We start from the raw sequence: 18,768 nt of genomic DNA, 5'->3' as shown, positions 1-18,768 counted from the left end.
ATGGCAATTGATGGACGTAACCTGCAAATCCTCGCCAACTACTGCGCGGCCGCCGCCGATGCGATGGCGTTTACACTGATGCGCACCGCGCACTCGACTTTCGTCAAAGAGACCGAAGATTTCTCCTGCCAGATCGTCAGCCGCACTGGCCTGGCGTTCGCCTCACCGCGCAGCTTTGGCGCACCCTGGTACAGCGGCATCGACTATGCGCCGGTGCTGGCGCTGATTGAGGATTACGCCGAGGGCGACATCTGCATCACCAACGATGCCTACGCCGGTAACGTCGCCACCCATTCTCCCGACATCCATATCTGGAAACCGGTGTTTCATCAGGGCGAAATTGTCTGCTTCGTGGTCGGCCACATTCATAACACCGATGTCGGGGGCGCAGTACCGGCTTCGCTGTCGCGTTCGCTGACCGATATCGTGCAGGAGGGGATCCGCATTCCGCCGCTCAAAATCGTCAGCAACGGCGAACTGAACGACGATGTGGCCAGCATTATGCGGCTCAACGTGCGGGCACCGGAGCAGAACTGGGGCGATTTCAAAGCGCAGCTGGCGTCGGTTAACGTGGGGGAGCGCAAAATTCACGACATTATCGCCCGCTTTGGCGTTGATGATTTCCTGCAGGGCATTGAAGGGATTCTCGATTACGCCGAAGCGCAGGCGCGCAGCATTATCGCCACCATTCCTGACGGCGACTATTTTTATGCCGACTACGCAGATGAAGATGGCGAAGGCGGCTATCCCTGTCGCATCGCGATTACGCTGCGGGTAGAGGGCGACCGGCTGGAGCTGGACTACACCGGCAGCGATCCCCAGCTGGCCTCTTCGCTGAACATGCCGACCGGCGGCCGTGAGCGGCATCCGCTGGCGCTGGTCGGCGTGACCTATGTGCTCTCGACGCTCGATCGTTCGCTGCTGCTCAATGCCGGCACGCTGCGGCCGACCCGGGCGATACTGCCGCCGGGCACGGTGATGAACTGTGAGGCACCGGCGGCGGTGGGCATGCGCTCACTGACCTGCGCGCTGTCGCAAATCGCTACTGTTGGCGTCTTCTCGCTGGCAATGCCGGACCGTCTGCCGGCTAACTCGCCCGGCGGTAACTCGATCATGAATATCCGCACCCAGACTCAAGACCGCAGCGTGGTTGCCTCGCTCGGTCCGGTCGGCGGTGGCGCAGGCGGCACGCCGCGTCATGACGGGCCGGACGGCTCGGGTGGCCTCTCCGCCTTCCTGAAAAATACCCCGATTGAGATTAATGAAGCGGAAGTCCCGATTCGCTTTCACCGCTACGGACTGGCCCAGGACAGCGCCGGTGCCGGCCGGTATCGCGGCGGACTGGCCACCGAAATGGCATTCGAAGTTTTCTCGCCCAATACCACTATTACCGCACGTAACCGCAACCGGTCGGTATTTGCCTCCGCCGGCGTGGTCGGCGGGCAGAGCGGGGCGCTGTCGCACTTCCGCACGCTGCGTGACGGCAGGGTGATTAACCACGGCAATACCGATGTGATCGGCGCAGAGCCGGGCGACGTGGTGGAAGTGCGCGGACCGGGCGCAGGCGGCTATGGCTTGCCGTCGCAGCGCGACCCGCAAGCGGTGCTGCAGGATGTGCGCTGCGGCTTTCTCAGCCTGAACGCGGCCCGGCAGCAGTATGGCGTGGCAATAGTCGATAACCAGCTGGATCAGCAGGCGACCGCCCGGTTGCGCGCCGCGATGCCACAGCAGGCGAGCCAGCATTTTGAGCACGGCGCGGCGCGTCAGCGCTTTGAATCGCTCTGGACAGCGCAGCGGTATCACTTGCTTACGGTTTTTCTTGCCGCAGCGCCGGTCAGCTGGCGGCACTTCCTGAAAACCCAGGTATTCCGCGCGGTGGAAGAAATAGGCGAAACGGCGGATATGGCGCAAATATTCAGTGATTTGCGTCAGCGATACCCGGCAATGGCGAACAACTAACGGCAATGCGGCATCGTCTACTACGCTTTAAGTCTGCAAGGACAACCAAGGGAAACGCGACGATGAGCATGAAAACCAGTGATTTTTTTGTCCAGCGCCTGAAAGAGTGGGGCGTCACCCGGATTTACGGCTACCCTGGCGACGGTATTAACGGCGTGCTGGGGGCGATTCAGCGCGCCAATGAGAAGGGTGATGGCATCGAGTTTATTCAGGTGCGCCACGAGGAAATGGCCGCATTTATGGCGGCCGGTCACGCTAAGTTCACCGGTGAAATGGGTGTCTGCCTGTCAACCGGCGGGCCTGGCGCTACCCATCTGCTGACCGGTCTGTATGACGCCAAAATGGACCATGCGCCGGTGCTGGCGATTGCCGGTCAGGCGGAAGCCACGGCCCGCGGAGCCAGCTATCAGCAGGAGATGAATCTGGATCGCATCTTCTCGGACGTGGCGAATTTCGTCCAGGAAGCGGCTGCGCCGGCCCAGGTTCGTCACCTGATCGATCGCGGCGTGCGGATTGCGAAGGCCCAGAACGGCGTCGCGGTGGTGATCATCCCTAAAGATATCCAGGATGAAGAGTGGCAGGCGCCGCAGCATCTGCACGGCTTCACCCATTCGGGCAGCGGCTATCAGCGGCCAAAAGTGATTCCGTATGAAGCAGATCTGCAACGGGCTGCCGACATACTGAATGCCGGTAAAAAAGTGGCGATTCTGATTGGCGCGGGCGCGCGCAACGCCGCGGTTGAGGTGGTGCAGGCCGCCAACGTGCTGGGTGCTGGCGTGGCGAAAGCGCTGCTGGGTAAAGACGTGCTGCCGGACGACGCGCCGTTTGTTACCGGATCGATTGGCCTGCTCGGCACCAAACCCTCGTCAGATTTAATGAAAAACTGCGATACCCTGTTGATGATTGGCAGCGGCTTCCCGTGGACCGAATTTTTGCCGGAAGAGGGCAAGGCGCGAGCGGTACAGATCGATATCGATCCGGCGATGCTCGGCCTGCGCTATCCCTGTGAAGTCAACCTGCACGGCGATGCCGCAGAAACCCTGCGCGCGCTGTTGCCGTTGCTGGAGCATAAGCAGGATCGCAGCTGGCAGGAAGATATTGCGGTTCAGGTCCGTGACTGGTGGACGCTGATGGAAGAGCGGGCTATGGCACCGGCGAATCCGGTCAATCCGCAGCGCGTCGTGTGGGAGATGTCCCCCCAGCTGCCGGACAACGCAATTGTCACCTCTGACTCCGGCTCGTGCGCCAACTGGTTTGCCCGCGATTATCGGGTCAAACAGGGACAGCGCGCCTCGCTCTCCGGCGGACTGGCCTGCATGGGTGCCGCCGTGCCTTACGCCATCGCGGCTAAGTTTGCTCACCCGGAAAAACCGGTGGTGGCGCTGGTCGGTGATGGTGCAATGCAGATGAATAACATGGCGGAGCTGATCACCATTCAGAAATACTGGCAGCAGTGGGCCGACCCGCGTCTGATCGTCTGCGTGTTCAACAATCAGGATCTCAACCAGGTGACCTGGGAGCAGCGGGTGATGGAAGGCAATCCACGCTTTGACGCCTCGCAGCAGCTGCCGGATGTGAAATACGCTGAGTTTGCTGAGTCGCTGGGATTGACGGGCATTTTTGTCGATAACCCTGACAATCTGGCTGCCGCCTGGCAGCGAGCGCTGAGCGCCGACCGCCCGGTATTGCTGGAGGTGAAAACCGATCCGGAAGTCGCTCCGCTGCCGCCGCACATCACCTTTAAGCAGGCAAAAGCGTTTATGGCGTCGATGGTGAAAGGTGACCGTGGCGCGGCGCAAATCATCAGTGATACCGCCAGTCAGCTGCTGCATAAAAAGCATTAAGGGTTAAGCCGGGCCATGTTGCGCCGCTACCCTTACGCTTTTCTCCCCGGGCGCACTCGCGTCCGGGTTTCCCCCCTTCTTCAGCATAACTAACGGGAGTCTTACCATGGCTACTGATACAAGCCCTGTCTGGTTTATTTCGGGATGCTCTACCGGTTTTGGTCGCGAACTGGCGCAGCAGACTATCGCGCGCGGTTTCAGGGTGGTGGTCACGGCACGTGACACCGCGAAAGTCGCCGATCTGGTTGAAGGGCATGACAATGCGCTGGCGGTGGCGCTGGATGTCACTCAGCAATCCAGCATCGATCAGGCGGTGCAGGCGGCGCTGAATGCGTTCGGCACCATTGATGTTCTGGTGAATAATGCCGGTTATGGCTACCAGAGTTCGGTGGAAGAGGGTGAGGAGCAGGAGATCCGCGCTCAGTTCGATGCCAACGTATTCGGTCTGTTTGCCCTGACCCGGGCAGTGCTGCCGGCGATGCGCAAGGCGCGCAGCGGGCACATCATTAACATCACCTCAGTGGCGGGCTTTATCGGCTTTGCCAGCTCCGGTTACTACTCGGCCAGCAAGCATGCGGTGGAAGGCTGGTCCGACTCGCTGGCACAGGAAGCGGGTCCGCTGGGTATTCACGTCACCTGCGTCGAGCCAGGCCCATTCCGCACCGACTGGGCTGGCCGCTCGCTGCATCAGACTCCGAGCACCTTGCCGGAATATGCTGATACCGCTGCCGCCCGGATGAAAGCCACCGCCGAATACAGCGGCACCCAGAAAGGCGATCCTGCCCGTGCCGCTCAGGCGATGATTGCGATTACCGAGCATGATAATCCGCCACGTCATCTGGTAATGGGCGCATGGGGCTATGAGGCGGTCACCAGCAAGCTCAAAGAACGTCTGGCGCAGATTGAAGCGTGGAAACAGACGTCGGTGGATACCGATTTTCCTGAGTAGGTGACTGTACTGCGGATGGCGGGAAGTCGTCAGAATGTGGAATTGAATCCGAAGCCGGTAAAACAGAAAGGCCCGGACAACGGGCCTTTCATCGCGCAGTGCGAGCCTAAATTTCCTGCGTTTCGCGCACCTGCAGCTCTTGCAACTTGCGGCGCACCAGGGCAGAGGAGGAGCGTTTTTTCGCCTGAGCTAACTGGGCTTTAATGGCGGGCAGATCGGGTCTGGCCATCCACTCAGCAATCAACAGTGCCTTTAACTCCCGGTTCCCGACCTCAGTCGGATCCAAAGCGGTGGTATCATCGTGTTTATCGTAATACGACATAACAAGCTCTCCCTGTAGTCACTATTTTATAAGCCTGGAAAAATTCCGGGATTAAAGGTTGCGGTGCTTTCTTCGGCAACCCTGTTCGGCGATTGTAGCGTAGTTCATTTTTTAACCCAAGCATGGCATCGTAAATCTCCTCCAGGGGTGTCGGACGATTGCGGTCAACGATCTCTCCTGACGCGGCCTGGAAAACAAAACCGCCAATACAGCAGCTTTCATAGTGTGCAATTAACGCCAGTACTACGTTCTTTAAAACGACAGCACTGCCCAATCCGGCAAGGCTAATGTGGCGAAAATCACCCAGGCACCCCAGACCATCGAACACGTCAAAACAGACCTCAGCCAGGCCGTTAACCGGAAAGGAGATGCCTTGTGGCATCCGGTATCCGATACGGGTAAAGATATGTTCATCAATCAGGTTGCCAGCGATAACAGTGTAAGACTTATTACCGGCAACAAACACGTAGCTGTGATGAACCCGCCGGTCGTAAATGAATCTTTTTCGCCTGATGTCGTAGTGTTCGAGAAAAACCTCTTCGTCTATGCGCACTTATCATCCCTGCATGCAGCCTGTAAATCCTTAAGCCGCGATTTTTCAGTAGCTGCCCGGACTCGTCAAACACCCATATGAAAATTAGGGTTATCCATTCCAGAGTGATAGTCGCTGTTGCTGCGCATCGACCTTATTTTGCGACCCTTGCCGCACTTCATCTCAGCAATGCGCCCCGTTATCGCGCATCCGTGCGCTATCGCCGTGCTGAAAAAATCCGCCCCCGCATCCGTTAGTGGTCTCAGGCCATCATAAGAATTCGATCTTGTATCCCAGTCCGTATCCCGTCTGGCATCCCCGTTTCAGACCGGTCCGTTCACCGCTTTCTGGCACGCTTCCTGCACTTACTCATCAGCGATGTTACTGGCGAGGTAGACCATGTTTGACTCCTTATTAGATGAAGATGCGACCACCCTGGCGGCGATGATCCGCAGCGGTGACGTTTCGGCCAGCGAACTGACTCAGGCCGCGCTGGCGCGTATGGCGCGGCGGGAGCCTGACATTCAGGCGTTTTGTACGCCGACGCCGGATCGGGCGCTGGCACAGGCAAAAGCGCTGGATGCCCGCAGGGCACGCGGTGAAACGCTGGGTGCGCTGGCAGGCGTGCCGCTGGCGGTAAAGGATTTGATCTGCACCGCCAGCGTACGTACCACCTCGGGTTCGGCTGCATATCAGGATTTTATTCCTGACGACGACGATATTACGGTCGAGCGACTGCTGGCAGCCGATGCCATTCTGCTGGGCAAAACCACCGCGCCGGAGTTTGGTTATAGCGGCGTCGGACACAATCCTCTGTTCCCGTCGCCCCGCAATCCGTGGGATCTGACGAAGACACCTGGCGGCTCCAGTGCCGGATCGGGCGCGGCAGTGGCGGCGCGGCTCTGTCCGATCGCCCTTGGCAGTGATGGCGGCGGCTCGGTGCGCATTCCGGCGGCTCACTGCGGCATTTACGGGTTCAAAGCCTCAATGGGACGCGTCCCGCTGTGGCCCGGCTGTCGCGATGAACGTTATCCGGGCGTCTCGAGCTGGGAATCGCTGGAGCACATTGGCCCGATGACGCGCACGGTACGCGACGCCGCCTTGATGATGTCGCTGATGGCTGGCCCGGATATGCGCGATCGCCACTCGATTCCCTGTAGCGACGTTGACTGGCTGGGCGCGCCCGATCAGCCGGTCGAAAAACTGCGCATCGCCTTTAGCGCCGATTTTGGCTACGTGGCGGTCGATCCTGAGGTCCGCGCCGTGGTCAGTGGCGCCGCGCAGCGTTTTGCGGCGGAAATCGGCGCAGAGCTGGAGCTGGCCGATCCTGGTTTCAGCGATCCCTCGGCGGCATTTGGTGCGCTGGTGGCGATGGAAAGCGATCTTAGTGGGATGCGCAGGATGATGGAGCAGCAGGGCGATCGGATGTCGCCGCACCTGGTCGCCATGCTACAGCGCGACTGGCGGGCCGAAACCTTTACCGACGCCATCACCACCCGCAAAGCGGTCAGCAATAGCCTGTGGCGTTTTATGCAGCGCTACGATCTGCTGATCACCCCGACGCTGGCGGTGCCGCCGTTCGCGCTCGGTATGCAGGGGCCGGAAATCATCGATGGCCGTATGGTACGCAGCGATCACTGGCTGTCGTTCTGCTTCCCGTTCAACTTCACCGGCCAGCCAGCGGCCTCGGTGCCGGCCGGTTTCACCGCCAGCGGCCTGCCGGTGGGACTGCAAATTGTCGGACGGCATCTTGATGATGCTTTAGTGCTGGCTGCCAGCGCGGCTTTCGAGCGCATTCAGCCGTGGAACCACCTCCAGCCTGGAATCGCCCAATGAAAAACGCCTCTGCACCTGCATTAGAACAGGAATTTGAACATCAGCCGGTGCCGCTAACGCACCGTCACTCCACCCGTTCCGTCTCGGCAGTCTGGTTCGGCTTTCCGATGATCCTGACCAATGCGCTATTCGGCGGCATCATCACCTGGCACCTGGGCTTCTGGCCGGCGCTGATCGCCATTCTGCTCGGTAATCTGGTGCTGTTCGCCTACGTCGGCGCGCTGAGCTGGTACGCCGGTAACAGCGGGATGAACTTTGCCTTACAGGCGCGCCGCACCTTTGGCAGTAAAGGTTACATTCTGGTCTCCGGCTTTCTTTCGACCGTGGTGATTGGCTGGTACGCGTTCCAGACCGGGCTGACCGGCACGGTAATTAATCAGACCTTTGGCTGGAATGCGCTGGCGGTTACCGCCTTTGCCATGGTGCTTTATACCGCCATTACCTTTCTTGGCGTGCGTGCGCTGTCGGTACTGGGGATGATCGCCGCGCCGCTGTTTGTGGTACTGGGCGGGGTGGCGCTCTGGCTGATTGGCCAGCAGCATGACTTCACTACCGTTACCCACTGGCAGGGCAGCGCCAGCGCGGCAGGCGCGATGAGTATGGGCACCGCCGTCACCATGGTGGTAGCTGGCTTTGCCGACTCCGGCACCATGACCGCCGACTTTACCCGCTGGTCGAAAAATGGCCGTTCGGCGGTGATCGCCGCATTCTCAGCCTTTCCGGTGGCGAATGTCATCTCCTATCTGTTTGGCGTGGTGATCGTCGCGGTCGGCGCGGCGGTCGATCCGCTGACCAACGGCGGCAACTTTCTGCCGATGCTGATGGGACACAGCGCCTTTTTATCGGTAGTGGCCTGCCTGTTCGTGTTTATCAACCTCGGCTCGGTCTGCACCCACTGCCTGTATAACGGCGCAGTCGGCTTCAGCCATCTGTTCAGCAGTAAAATGCGCCTCTGGACGCTGATTCTGGGGGCGATCGGCGGGGTGCTGGCGCTGGCCGGCGTCTGGTCTTACTTCCTTGAATGGCTCAGCCTGCTGGGCATTGTGGTGCCGCCATTTGGCGCAGTGATGATTGTTGATCTGATTTTTATGGCGAAAATCAGCGAGCAGCGGCCAGCGCAGCGTTTTCGCGCCACCGCCTTTGCAGCCTGGGCGATCGGCAGCCTGTGTGCGGTTATCGCCCATCTGGCCTTTCCGCAATTTGGTGAAGCGGTGATTGGCCTGGTAACCGCCGCGCTCAGTTACAGTCTGATTAGCCGGGGGCGTGCGCCGCAGCCGGTGATGGAGAATAAAAATGCCTGATTACAGCGTCAACTCTGTGCCCTACGCCTGGCCGTTTGACGGCGGCTTCAGCCCGGCCGACACCGCGCTGGTGGTGATTGATATGCAAACTGACTTCTGTGGCGTCGGCGGCTACGTCGATACCATGGGTTACGATGTGGCGCTGACCCGTGCCCCGATTGCGCCGTTGCAGCAGGTGCTGGCGGCGATGCGTGCCCGGCAGTTTCCGATTATTCACACCCGTGAAGGGCATCGGCCGGACCTCAGCGACTTGCCGGCCAATAAGCACTGGCGATCGCGACGGATGAAAGCGGGCATCGGTGATGTCGGGCCGTGCGGCCGTATTCTGGTACGCGGCGAACCCGGCTGGGAGATTATCCCGGAGCTGGCGCCGCTACCGGGCGAGGTGGTGATTGATAAACCGGGCAAAGGCTCGTTTTACGCCACCGATCTGGAGTTGATCCTGCGCAGCCGCAATATCCGCAATCTGATCCTCAGCGGCATCACCACTGATGTTTGCGTGCATACCACGCTGCGTGAAGCTAACGATCGCGGATTTGAATGCCTGGTGTTATCCGACTGCTGCGCCGCCACCGAGCGGCGACATCATGAGGCGGCGCTCAGCATGATCCAGATGCAGGGCGGGATTTTTGGCGCGGTTGCCAGTTCGGCTGCCTTGCTGGATAGCCTCGGTGGATAACCCACAGCGGCCCGCAGTCGGTCAGCTCTGCCGCGCATCGCGCTGTGGGCTGGCCTCAACCAGACTGGCAAGCTGATCGACCGGAACCGCGTGACTGAACAGATAACCCTGTAGCTGATTACAGCCCGCATCCGCCAGCGCTGACATCTGGCCTGGCGTCTCAACGCCTTCGGCGGTCACCATCAGGCCCATCGCATGTCCCAGCTTAACCACTGACTCAATAATGGCGACCGAATTATCCGCTACGCCCAGCGACTGCGTAAACGAGCGGTCAATTTTGATCTTATCGACCGGGAAGTGGCTGAGATAGTTCAGGCTGGAGTAGCCGGTACCAAAATCATCCAGCGCGATGCGGAAACCCGCCTCGCGTAGCGCGACAATAATGGCGCGCGCCTCTTGCTCATCTTCGATCAACACTCCTTCGGTGATCTCCAGCTCAATTCGCATCGGGTCGCCGCCGTGCTGCCGGACAATTTCAGTCATCCGTTCAACAAAGCCGGTGGCACGAAACTGCACCGGCGAGACGTTGACCGCCACCATCAGGCCAGGAAAACGCTGCTGGGTGGCGCAGGCTTCCGCCAGCACCCACTCTCCGAGCGGAATAATCAGCCCGGTCTCTTCGGCAATGGCAATAAATTCGCCGGGAGCAATCAGCCCACGGGTTGGATGATGCCAGCGCAGCAGCGCCTCAACGCCGACCATCTGCTGGCCGCCAATGTCCATCAGCGGCTGGTACCAGACTTCCAGCCCCTGCTGGTTTTGCAGCGCACTGCGCAAATCGGCGGCGATGGTCTGGCGGGTGCGCACCGACTCATCCATCGCCCGTTCAAACTGTCGATATTTGCCGCGTCCGCCGCTTTTGGCTTCGTACAGCGCAATGTCCGCTTTGCGCATTAATTCCAGCCGATCAACGCCATCTTTGGGGGCCAGCGCCAGACCGATGCTGGCACCGCTCCAGACCTCACTGCCAAACAGCGTAAACGGCTGGCTGAGCTGGTCGATGATGCGCTGCGCCAGCCCCTGCGCCTGAGAAAGCGTCTCTACTTCTGGCATCACCACGATAAACTCATCGCCGCCGATCCGCCCGACAGTATCGCTGGCGCGCACCATCCGGCTCAGGCGCTGCGCCACGGCAATGATCAGCTCGTCGCCGGCATGATGGCCATGGGTATCGTTGATCGCTTTAAAACGATCCAGATCGATCAGCAGCAGCGCCACTCGCTGATCGTGACGCGTGGCCAGCGCCAGAGCCTGAGTCAGACGATCTTCTACCAGCGCACGATTGGGCAGACCGGTCAGCACATCGTGAAATGCCAGATGCTGCGCCTGCGCCTCAGACGCGCCCAGCTTCAGCATCGACTGCGACAGATTGATCGACGAGGTCCAGAGACGGCGCACCATATACAGGCAGAGCAGGGAGATCGCCAGCACCGCCAGACCGGTTGACGGGCCGATAGTGCGGAGCATCTGCGCGCCGGGGCGGGCTGGCACCCAGTTGAGGTAGCCGACCGCATCACCGGATTGCGCGATCAGCAGGTAGCGCGCCTCGGTTCCGGGCTGCGGATTCCCGTCTGAGAAGTGCAGTCCCTCCAGCTGGTTGCGCTCGGCCAGGCTGGCCAGATAGCCATCGTCGAGAAATTTCAGGCTGACCAGCCGGAAACGCGGCAGGGCGTCACTGTCGCGCTGAATATTACCGACCGCCAGTGCGGCAGTCCGGCCAGCGATCCGGGCATAGTCGACCTTATCCTCGCGGCCCTGATTGCGGATCAGCGGGCTTAGCAGGATATCGTCGATCTGCGTGGCTTGCTGCTGTGGCGAGACCGGCTGACCGTCACGCCAAACCCTGACGATCTGATTTTGCTGATCCATTACCAGGATCAGCTGATGGCCGAACATCTCAAACAGCCAGTTGCCAATGTTCTCATCCAGCCAGCCTGAGGCCACGTCCTGATCCAGCAGATGCTGCTGAAGCGGCTGCCAGCGCGACAGACTACGCAGCTGACGCAGATGTTCGTTCAGGCTCTGGGTGAATGAGGCTTCAATCATCCGCTGCTGCTGTTGCCGGGCCTCGGCGTTGGTCAGCGAGGTGCCAATGTACAGCGCCGTGCCCGCGCCGCCAAAGGTCAGCAGCAGAATCGCCACCAGCGGCACCAGCACTTCACGCAGAAAACTACGGCGAAAATCACCAGAAAGTTTAAGGCTGTTTATCATTTTTATTTTTTCTCTGCAGCAGGAGTACAGCTTAAAAACTAGCAGACGGTAACGGGTCTTCCACACAAACCTTCACGCACAGTGAAGCCGGCGATGGTTTTTTGCGGTGAAGGTGAGGGGAGCAGGAGCAGGTGTGACAGAAAGGAAAAGATACCTTAATTCAGTCAGGCTTATGGGTGATGGGTTTTTTGATGTGCCTCGCATCAGCCAAATTCACCTCTCCTTCACTCCTTCGTCACGGTTCTGTCATCTGATCCGGTCAAGGTAATGCCATCCCGCAGTGCTTTTCGCTGCGTCCCCACTCTGTAACCCGTGAGGATTTCATCGTGATGGAGTTATCCAGACATCCGACCACTGTTTATCAGGCGGTCGCTGCACAACTCGAACAGGCGCTACAGCAACGCTACCGCTGTGGCGACTATCTTCCCTCCGAGCAACAACTGGCCGATCACTATGAAGTTAACCGCCACACCTTACGCCGGGCGGTGGATGAACTGGTGAACAAAGGGCTGCTGCAACGCCGTCATGGCGTCGGCATTCTGGTGCTGATGCGCCCTTATGACTATCCGCTGCACGCTCAGGCGCGCTTTAGCCAGAACCTGATGGAGCAGGGCAGTCACCCGACCAGCGAGCGGCTGCTGGCGGTGTTGCGTCCGGCCAGCCAGGACGTCGCCAGCGCGCTGGGCGTCAAAGAGGGCGACAACGTCATTCACCTGCGCACCCTGCGGCGTGCCAACGGCGTGCCGTTGTGTGTCATCAACCACTTCCTCGCCGATCTCAGCTGGTGGCCGCAGTTGCAGCATTTTAACAGCGGTTCGCTGCACGATTACCTCGATAAGCACACCGGCAAACAGCTGGTGCGCACCCAGACCCGCATCAGCACCCGGCGGGCGCAGGCGAAAGAGTGTAAGCAGCTGGAAATCGCGCTGCATTCGCCGCTGCTCTGCGTGCGGACGCTGAATAAAACCCGTGACGGTGCGATGGCCGAATACTCGGTCAGCCTGACGCGCGGCGACATGATTGAACTGACTCTGGAGCATTAATGGAACAGCAAACGGCCCGCCAGCGCTGGCTTTCCGTGCTGGCACACAGCAGCGCGACACAGCTTAACGCGCACTGGCAGGCGCTTAACCTCCAGCCAGCGTTCACTCTGATTCGTCCGGCAGAGATCGGCCTGACCCGGCTGCAGGCGCGGATGGGCGCGACCGGTAAACGCTTTGTGATGGGGGATGCGACGGTGACGCGCGCGGTGGTGCAGCTCAGCGACGGCACGCTGGGCTACAGCTACATCCTGGGACGTGACAAAGCCCATGCCGAGCGCTGCGCCTTACTCGATGCCCTGTTACAGCAGCCGGAAACCCGGACGCTGCTGGAAGAGAAAATTATTACCCCGCTGGCGGCATGGCGTGATGAGCAGCGTCAGCTGCGCGCGCGTGAAATTGCCAGCAGCAAAGTGGACTTCTTTACGCTGGTACGCGGAGATAACTGATGACTTTACTGGCAAGTTTTAACCATCCGGTGGCGGATGCACAGCGCGCATTTCGTCGCATCCTCAAGGCGATGAGCGAACCTGGCGTGATGGTGTCGCTGCCGCTGCAACAGGGCTGGGGCGCACTGTCGCCTGCCGCCACCGCACTGTTACTGACGCTGGTCGATCAGGAAAGCCCGGTCTGGCTGGATGCGCAGATCGATAACGAACAGTTGCGCAATAACCTGCGCTTCCATACTGGTGCGCCGATTACTGCGCAACAGGATGCGCCTTTCGCGCTCAGTCATGCCAGCTCACATCCCGATCCGGCCCATTTTGCCGCCGGTGATAATCTGGCACCGGAAAAGAGCACCACCCTGATTATTGAAGTGCCGTCGCTGAATGGCGGCCTGACGCTGCGCCTCTCCGGACCGGGCCTGCGTGAAACCCGCGCCATTGCGCCGCAGCTGCCGGAAAGCGTGCTGGCCTATCTGCGCAGCCGGCCTCATCCGTTCCCGCAGGGCGTCGATCTGATTTTTACCTGTGGCGAAGCGATGATGGCGGTGCCGCGCACCACGCTTGTGGAGGTGTGCTGATGTACGTTGCGGTGAAAGGGGGCGAAAAGGCGATTGCCCACGCCCATCAGCTGCAGGCCGATCTGCGGCGCGGCGATCGGGATGTCGCCGAACTGGGCTGCGATCAGGTGGCACAGCAGCTCGGTCTGGCGGTCGATCGGGTGATGACTGAAGGTGGAATTTACGATCCGGAACTGGCGGCGCTGGCGATCAAACAGGCCAGCGGCGATCTGGTGGAGGCGATCTTCCTGCTGCGCGCCTATCGCACCACGCTGCCACGACTGGCGGAGAGCCAACCGCTGGCGACCGGATCGATGCGTATCGAGCGGCGTATCTCGGCGGTTTACAAAGATCTGCCGGGCGGCCAGGTGCTGGGACCGACCTATGACTACAGCCACCGTCTGCTCGACTTTACGCTGCTGGCCAACGGTGACACGCCGGCATCGCCACGCGACGATCGGGCGCTGGATGCTCAGTGTCCGCACATGTTCAGCATGATGAGCGACGAAGGGCTGGCGATGCGCGAAGAAGACGACGGCAGCGAACCGACCGATATCACCCGCGAGCCGATGAGCTTTCCCGCCTCACGCGCCGCCCGATTACAGCAGCTGGTGCGCGGTGATGAGGGGTTTTTGCTGGCGCTCGGTTATTCAACCCAGCGCGGCTATGGTCGCACCCACCCGTTTGCCGGTGAGATCCGTACCGGCTATCTCAGCGTCAGCATCTGCCCGGAAGAGCTGGGGTTTGAACTGGAGATCGGTGAACTGCTGCTGACCGAGTGTGAAATGGTCAACGGCTTCGCCCACCGTGACGACAGCGCGCCGCATTTCACCCGCGGTTACGGTCTGGTGTTTGGTCGCGCCGAACGTAAAGCGATGGCGATGGCGCTGGTTGACCGGGCGCTGCAGAGCGGTGAGCAGCAGGAACGCATCACCAGCCCGGCGCAGGATGAAGAGTTTGTGCTGTCGCACGCCGATAACGTCGAAGCGGCGGGCTTCGTTTCCCACCTTAAACTGCCGCACTACGTCGATTTCCAGGCCGAGCTGGAACTGCTGAAACGGCTGCGACAGGATCATCAGGAGCGCAACCATGGCTGAACTCCACGGTTATAACAACGGCTATCTGGATGAGCAAACCAAACGCACCATCCGCCGCGCGATCCTCAAAGCGGTGGCGATCCCTGGCTATCAGGTGCCGTTTGCCGGACGGGAAATGCCGATGCCTTACGGCTGGGGCACCGGCGGCATTCAGCTCACCGCCAGCGTGATTGGCGATCAGGATGTGCTGAAGGTGATCGATCAGGGCGCGGATGACACCACCAATGCAGTGTCGATTCGTCGCTTCTTTCAGCGGGTCAGCGGGGCGGCGACCACCGAACGCACCGCCGATGCCACGCTGATCCAGACCCGGCATCGCATTCCGGAAACGCCGCTGGAAGAGGACCAGATTCTGATCTTCCAGGTGCCGATCCCGGAGCCGCTGCGCTTTATTGAGCCGCGTGAAACCGAAACCCGGACCATGCACGCGCTGGAGGAGTACGGCATCATGCAGGTGAAACTGTATGAAGATATTGCCCGCTACGGCCATATTGCCACCACCTATGCCTATCCGGTCAGGGTCAACGAACGCTATGTGATGGACCCATCGCCGATCCCCAAATTCGATAACCCGAAAATGCACATGATACCGGCCCTGCAACTGTTCGGTGCCGGCCGCGAAAAGCGCATTTACGCCTTACCGCCCTATACCAAAGTGGAAAGTCTCGACTTCGATGACCATCCGTTCACCGTTCAGCAGTGGGAAGAACCCTGTGCGCTGTGCGGCTCGCGTCACAGCTATCTCGATGAGGTGGTGATGGACGATCAGGGAACGCGGATGTTTGTCTGCTCCGACACCGACTTTTGCCATCAGCAGCAGGAACAGCAACATGCACAGTGATCAGCCGCTGCTTGCGGTCAGCCAGCTCACCCATCTTTATGCGCCGGGCAAAGGGTTCGAACAGGTCAGTTTCGATCTTTATCCGGGCGAAGTGCTGGGCATTGTCGGCGAGTCCGGCTCCGGCAAAACCACACTGCTGCACAGCCTGTCGGCGCGTCTGACGCCGCAGCAGGGCAGCATTCTTTATCAGGGACGCAACCTCTATCAGATGAGTGAAAGCGATCGCCGTCGTCTGCTGCGCACCGAATGGGGCGTGGTGCATCAGCATCCGCTGGACGGATTGCGGCCACAGGTCAGCGCCGGCGGCAATATCGGCGAACGGCTGATGGCGGTCGGCCAGCGCCACTATGGCGATATCCGCGCCGAAGCCAGCCGCTGGCTGCAGGCGGTAGAGATTGCCGCTAACCGTATCGACGATCTGCCGACCACTTTTTCCGGCGGGATGCAGCAGCGTCTGCAGATCGCCCGTAACCTGGTGACCCAGCCGCGCCTGATGTTTATGGATGAGCCAACCGGCGGGCTGGATGTGTCGGTACAGGCGCGACTGTTGGATCTGCTACGCACGCTGGTGCGGGAACTCAATCTGGCGGTGGTGATTGTCACCCACGATCTCGGAGTAGCGCGACTGCTGGCGCACCGGCTGCTGGTGATGAAGCAGGGGCGGGTGGTGGAGAGCGGATTAACCGACCGGGTGCTTGACGATCCCCATCATCCTTACACGCAATTGCTGGTCTCTTCGGTGCTCAATTAAATGATGACTCACACCCCCATGTTGCAGGTTGAGAATCTGTGTAAAACCTTTGTGCTGCATAACCAGAACGGCGCTGCGCTGCCGGTATTGCAGAACGCCAGCCTGACGGTCAGTCAGGGCGAATGTGTGGTGCTGCAGGGCCACTCCGGCAGCGGTAAATCGACTCTGCTGCGGGCGCTGTACGGCAACTATCAGCCCAACAGCGGCCATATCCGGCTGCAGCATCAGGGCGAATTGATCGATATGGCGCAGGCGACGGCGCGGCAGATCATCGCCATCCGGCGGGATACGGTCGGCTGGGTCAGCCAGTTCCTGCGGGTTATTCCGCGGGTGCCGACGCTGGAGATTGTGATGCAGCCGCTGCTGGAGCGCGGCGTCGAGCGCGCCTTCTGTGAAAAGCGCGCCCGTGAGCTGCTGAGCCGGCTTAACGTGCCGGAGCGTCTCTGGTCGCTGGCCCCGTCGACCTTTTCCGGCGGTGAGCAGCAGCGGGTTAACATCGCGCGCGGCTTTATCGCCGACTATCCGGTGCTGCTGCTGGATGAACCGACTGCCTCACTCGACAGTGTTAACCGTGACGCGGTGGTCGGACTGATTGAACAGGCGCGCGCCCGCGGTGCCGCCATTGTCGGCATTTTCCACGATGAAGCGGTGCGCGACCGGGTGGCCGATCGGCTGCACCTGATGCAACCGATCGCCACAGGAGCACAAGCATGATCATTAATAACGTCCGACTGGTGCTGGAAAACGAGGTGGTCGCCGGATCGCTGGAGTTCCGTGACGACCGCATCAGCAGCTTCAGCGAAACCGCCAGTCAGCAACCGGGCGCGCTGGACGGCGAGGGTGCCTGGCTGCTGCCGGGGCTGGTGGAGCTGCACACCGATAACCTCGACAAGTTTTTCACTCCCCGGCCCAAAGTGGACTGGCCGGCTCATTCGGCGATGAGCAGCCACGATGCGCTGATGGTTTCCAGCGGCATTACCACCGTGCTGGATGCGATTGGCGTCGGAGACGTGCGCGACGGCGGCCACCGGCTGGAGAATCTCAGCAAGATGATCGACGCCATCCGCGACAGCAACCGTAAAGGGCTGAACCGCGCCGAGCATCTGCTGCACCTGCGCTGTGAGTTGCCGCATCCGACCACCGTGCCGCTGTTTGAGGCGCTGATGGGGACACCGGAACTGGCGCTGGTTTCGCTGATGGATCACTCACCGGGGCAGCGTCAGTACGCCTCGCTGGAAAAATACCGCGAATACTATCAGGGCAAATATCAGCTCAACGATCGGGAGATGCACCTGTTCGAGCATGACCAGCTCACGCTGGCGGCCGCCTGGTCTCAGCCTAACCGCCAGGCGATTGCTGCGCTGTGCCGTGAGCATGGCATCGCCATCGCCAGCCACGACGACGCCACCGCGGCGCACGTTGAGGAGTCGCATGCGGCGGGCAGCCGTATCGCCGAGTTTCCGACCACGCTGGAGGCGGCCCGCGCCTCGCGTTATCGCAATATGCAGGTGCTGATGGGCGCGCCAAACATCGTGCGCGGCGGATCGCACTCCGGCAACGTCGCTGCCTGGGAGCTGGCGTCACACGGGTTGCTGAATATCCTGTCGTCAGATTACTACCCGGCCAGCCTGCTGGATGCGGCGTTCCGGCTGGCGGCGGATGAGCGCAACAGCCTTGGCATGGCGCAGGCCATCGCGCTGGTGACCTGTAATCCGGCGCGGGCGCTGGGGCTGGAAGATCGCGGTGTGATTGCGGAAGGCTGCCGCGCCGATCTGGTGCTGGCGCATACCGCCCACGGTCACCCGCACGTGCGCCACGTCTGGAGCAAAGGCCGGCAGGTCTATTAATGGCGCGCCTTATCTGGTTAATCGGGCCGTCCGGATCGGGCAAGGATAGCCTGCTGAATGCGCTGCGCGCTGCCCCGCCGGCACGGCTGCTGATTGCCCATCGCTACATCACCCGCGCCGCCGATGCCGGCGGTGAAAACCATGTGGCGCTGAGCGAGGCGGAGTTCGCCCGGCGCGCCGCGCTGGGGCTGTTCGCGGTCAGCTGGCAGGCGCACGGGTTTTATTACGGCATCGGCACTGAAGTGGAGAGCTGGCTGCAGCGCGGTCAGAACGTGGTGGTTAACGGCTCGCGGCTGCATCTGGCGCAGGCACAGGCGCGATTCGGGCCGCAGCTGCTGCCGCTCTGTCTGCAGGTGACGCCGTCGGTGCTGGCGGCGCGGCTGCGTCAGCGGGGACGGGAAGATGACGCGGAGATCGCCCTGCGGCTGGCGCGTGCTGCCCAGCCCCAGCCGGATGGGTGTCTGCTGCTCAATAATGACGGGGCGCTGGACCGCACGGTACAGCAACTTCGACAGCTGCTGGAGGCGTATCAATGAAATTCACTTTTTCCGGTAGC

At 60.7% G+C, this 18,768-nt stretch carries 18 protein-coding genes; 15 read left to right on the top strand and 3 right to left on the bottom strand.

What is annotated here, in order from left to right:
• From AC6I8D_RS12600 to AC6I8D_RS12590, 3 genes are all read left to right on the top strand, one after another.
• A complete protein-coding gene (locus tag AC6I8D_RS12600) occupies window positions 1-1,959 on the top strand; it encodes a hydantoinase B/oxoprolinase family protein (protein WP_497820278.1) in 1,959 nt (652 codons plus the stop codon).
• A 62-nt stretch (window positions 1,960-2,021) separates the two neighbouring features.
• Window positions 2,022-3,803, top strand: coding sequence for a thiamine pyrophosphate-requiring protein (locus AC6I8D_RS12595; RefSeq protein ID WP_312760696.1), 1,782 nt, complete (start codon window positions 2,022-2,024; stop codon window positions 3,801-3,803).
• 106 nt (window positions 3,804-3,909) lie between these two features.
• Window positions 3,910-4,752: an oxidoreductase gene (locus tag AC6I8D_RS12590; protein ID WP_089562004.1), complete on the top strand. Its 843-nt coding sequence runs from the start codon at window positions 3,910-3,912 to the stop codon at window positions 4,750-4,752.
• 106 nt (window positions 4,753-4,858) lie between these two features.
• Here AC6I8D_RS12590 and AC6I8D_RS12585 read toward each other — a convergent pair whose 3' ends face one another.
• Together AC6I8D_RS12585 and AC6I8D_RS12580 are read right to left on the bottom strand one after the other, a co-directional pair.
• Window positions 4,859-5,074: a hypothetical protein gene (locus AC6I8D_RS12585; RefSeq protein ID WP_031377802.1), complete on the bottom strand. Its 216-nt coding sequence runs from the start codon at window positions 5,072-5,074 to the stop codon at window positions 4,859-4,861.
• Window positions 5,058-5,627: a hypothetical protein gene (locus tag AC6I8D_RS12580; RefSeq protein WP_312760698.1), complete on the bottom strand. Its 570-nt coding sequence runs from the start codon at window positions 5,625-5,627 to the stop codon at window positions 5,058-5,060. Before AC6I8D_RS12580 ends, AC6I8D_RS12585 begins: the two co-directional genes overlap by 17 nt.
• 378 nt (window positions 5,628-6,005) lie before the next feature.
• Between AC6I8D_RS12580 and AC6I8D_RS12575 the strand changes: the two genes are divergently transcribed.
• Genes AC6I8D_RS12575 through biuH form a run of 3 tightly spaced genes read left to right on the top strand, consistent with a single transcriptional unit; the run spans window position 6,006 to window position 9,422 of the window.
• Window positions 6,006-7,442, top strand: coding sequence for an amidase (locus tag AC6I8D_RS12575; RefSeq protein WP_046288239.1), 1,437 nt, complete (start codon window positions 6,006-6,008; stop codon window positions 7,440-7,442).
• On the top strand, window positions 7,439-8,743 hold the full coding sequence (locus AC6I8D_RS12570; protein ID WP_312056656.1) for a purine-cytosine permease family protein: 1,305 nt from the start codon (window positions 7,439-7,441) through the stop codon (window positions 8,741-8,743). The genes AC6I8D_RS12575 and AC6I8D_RS12570 overlap by 4 nt, the downstream gene beginning before the upstream one ends.
• Window positions 8,736-9,422, top strand: a complete 687-nt coding sequence (biuH, locus tag AC6I8D_RS12565) for a biuret amidohydrolase (protein ID WP_312056657.1) — start codon at window positions 8,736-8,738, stop codon at window positions 9,420-9,422. The genes AC6I8D_RS12570 and biuH overlap by 8 nt, the downstream gene beginning before the upstream one ends.
• Before the next feature lie 21 nt (window positions 9,423-9,443).
• On the opposite strand, the gene AC6I8D_RS12560 is transcribed toward biuH, so the two are convergent.
• Window positions 9,444-11,633: a putative bifunctional diguanylate cyclase/phosphodiesterase gene (locus tag AC6I8D_RS12560; RefSeq protein WP_312760704.1), complete on the bottom strand. Its 2,190-nt coding sequence runs from the start codon at window positions 11,631-11,633 to the stop codon at window positions 9,444-9,446.
• 329 nt (window positions 11,634-11,962) lie between these two features.
• On the opposite strand from AC6I8D_RS12560, the gene phnF reads away from it, so the two are divergent.
• The 9 genes from phnF to phnN are packed head-to-tail and all read left to right on the top strand — an operon-like array spanning window position 11,963 to window position 18,748.
• Entirely contained in the window at window positions 11,963-12,676 is a 714-nt protein-coding gene (gene phnF / locus AC6I8D_RS12555) for a phosphonate metabolism transcriptional regulator PhnF (RefSeq protein WP_159223972.1), read from the top strand.
• A complete protein-coding gene (gene phnG, locus AC6I8D_RS12550; protein ID WP_497820277.1) occupies window positions 12,676-13,122 on the top strand; it encodes a phosphonate C-P lyase system protein PhnG in 447 nt (148 codons plus the stop codon). The genes phnF and phnG overlap by 1 nt, the downstream gene beginning before the upstream one ends.
• The gene (phnH, locus tag AC6I8D_RS12545) at window positions 13,122-13,697 is read left to right on the top strand and encodes a phosphonate C-P lyase system protein PhnH (protein ID WP_031377906.1); all 576 of its coding nucleotides are present in this window, start codon (window positions 13,122-13,124) and stop codon (window positions 13,695-13,697) included. Before phnG ends, phnH begins: the two co-directional genes overlap by 1 nt.
• The gene (locus AC6I8D_RS12540; protein WP_497820276.1) at window positions 13,697-14,773 is read left to right on the top strand and encodes a carbon-phosphorus lyase complex subunit; all 1,077 of its coding nucleotides are present in this window, start codon (window positions 13,697-13,699) and stop codon (window positions 14,771-14,773) included. The genes phnH and AC6I8D_RS12540 overlap by 1 nt, the downstream gene beginning before the upstream one ends.
• Complete coding sequence (locus AC6I8D_RS12535; RefSeq protein WP_497820275.1) at window positions 14,766-15,614, top strand: alpha-D-ribose 1-methylphosphonate 5-phosphate C-P-lyase PhnJ; 849 nt, start codon at window positions 14,766-14,768, stop codon at window positions 15,612-15,614. The genes AC6I8D_RS12540 and AC6I8D_RS12535 overlap by 8 nt, the downstream gene beginning before the upstream one ends.
• Window positions 15,604-16,365, top strand: a complete 762-nt coding sequence (gene phnK, locus AC6I8D_RS12530) for a phosphonate C-P lyase system protein PhnK (RefSeq protein WP_497820274.1) — start codon at window positions 15,604-15,606, stop codon at window positions 16,363-16,365. The genes AC6I8D_RS12535 and phnK overlap by 11 nt, the downstream gene beginning before the upstream one ends.
• Window positions 16,366-17,079 (top strand): phosphonate C-P lyase system protein PhnL, encoded by a 714-nt coding sequence (gene phnL, locus AC6I8D_RS12525; protein WP_031377909.1) that lies wholly within the window; start codon window positions 16,366-16,368, stop codon window positions 17,077-17,079.
• Window positions 17,076-18,212 carry an alpha-D-ribose 1-methylphosphonate 5-triphosphate diphosphatase gene (gene phnM / locus AC6I8D_RS12520; protein ID WP_497820273.1) on the top strand — a complete coding sequence of 379 codons (1,137 nt, stop codon included), beginning with the start codon at window positions 17,076-17,078 and terminating at the stop codon, window positions 18,210-18,212. The genes phnL and phnM overlap by 4 nt, the downstream gene beginning before the upstream one ends.
• Window positions 18,212-18,748 carry a ribose 1,5-bisphosphokinase gene (gene phnN / locus AC6I8D_RS12515; RefSeq protein WP_497820272.1) on the top strand — a complete coding sequence of 179 codons (537 nt, stop codon included), beginning with the start codon at window positions 18,212-18,214 and terminating at the stop codon, window positions 18,746-18,748. Before phnM ends, phnN begins: the two co-directional genes overlap by 1 nt.
• Window positions 18,749-18,768 lie beyond the last annotated feature (20 nt).

The sequence above is a fragment of the Pantoea sp. X-Soil-MYKO-1785 genome, from assembly GCF_059730675.1.
Note: the sequence above shows the minus strand (reverse complement) of the source record. Positions and strands in the feature narration are given on the sequence as shown.

What these genes read in the sequence shown, in the direction of transcription:
- AC6I8D_RS12600 (WP_497820278.1), top strand. Translation starts at nt 1, where the DNA reads ATGGCAATTGATGGACGTAACCTGCAAATCCTCGCCAACTACTGCGCG.
- AC6I8D_RS12595 (WP_312760696.1), top strand. Translation starts at nt 2,022, where the DNA reads ATGAGCATGAAAACCAGTGATTTTTTTGTCCAGCGCCTGAAAGAGTGG.
- AC6I8D_RS12590 (WP_089562004.1), top strand. Translation starts at nt 3,910, where the DNA reads ATGGCTACTGATACAAGCCCTGTCTGGTTTATTTCGGGATGCTCTACC.
- AC6I8D_RS12585 (WP_031377802.1), bottom strand. Translation starts at nt 5,074, where the DNA reads ATGTCGTATTACGATAAACACGATGATACCACCGCTTTGGATCCGACT.
- AC6I8D_RS12575 (WP_046288239.1), top strand. Translation starts at nt 6,006, where the DNA reads ATGTTTGACTCCTTATTAGATGAAGATGCGACCACCCTGGCGGCGATG.
- AC6I8D_RS12570 (WP_312056656.1), top strand. Translation starts at nt 7,439, where the DNA reads ATGAAAAACGCCTCTGCACCTGCATTAGAACAGGAATTTGAACATCAG.
- biuH (WP_312056657.1), top strand. Translation starts at nt 8,736, where the DNA reads ATGCCTGATTACAGCGTCAACTCTGTGCCCTACGCCTGGCCGTTTGAC.
- AC6I8D_RS12560 (WP_312760704.1), bottom strand. Translation starts at nt 11,633, where the DNA reads ATGATAAACAGCCTTAAACTTTCTGGTGATTTTCGCCGTAGTTTTCTG.
- phnF (WP_159223972.1), top strand. Translation starts at nt 11,963, where the DNA reads ATGGAGTTATCCAGACATCCGACCACTGTTTATCAGGCGGTCGCTGCA.
- phnG (WP_497820277.1), top strand. Translation starts at nt 12,676, where the DNA reads ATGGAACAGCAAACGGCCCGCCAGCGCTGGCTTTCCGTGCTGGCACAC.
- phnH (WP_031377906.1), top strand. Translation starts at nt 13,122, where the DNA reads ATGACTTTACTGGCAAGTTTTAACCATCCGGTGGCGGATGCACAGCGC.
- AC6I8D_RS12540 (WP_497820276.1), top strand. Translation starts at nt 13,697, where the DNA reads ATGTACGTTGCGGTGAAAGGGGGCGAAAAGGCGATTGCCCACGCCCAT.
- AC6I8D_RS12535 (WP_497820275.1), top strand. Translation starts at nt 14,766, where the DNA reads ATGGCTGAACTCCACGGTTATAACAACGGCTATCTGGATGAGCAAACC.
- phnK (WP_497820274.1), top strand. Translation starts at nt 15,604, where the DNA reads ATGCACAGTGATCAGCCGCTGCTTGCGGTCAGCCAGCTCACCCATCTT.
- phnL (WP_031377909.1), top strand. Translation starts at nt 16,366, where the DNA reads ATGATGACTCACACCCCCATGTTGCAGGTTGAGAATCTGTGTAAAACC.
- phnM (WP_497820273.1), top strand. Translation starts at nt 17,076, where the DNA reads ATGATCATTAATAACGTCCGACTGGTGCTGGAAAACGAGGTGGTCGCC.
- phnN (WP_497820272.1), top strand. Translation starts at nt 18,212, where the DNA reads ATGGCGCGCCTTATCTGGTTAATCGGGCCGTCCGGATCGGGCAAGGAT.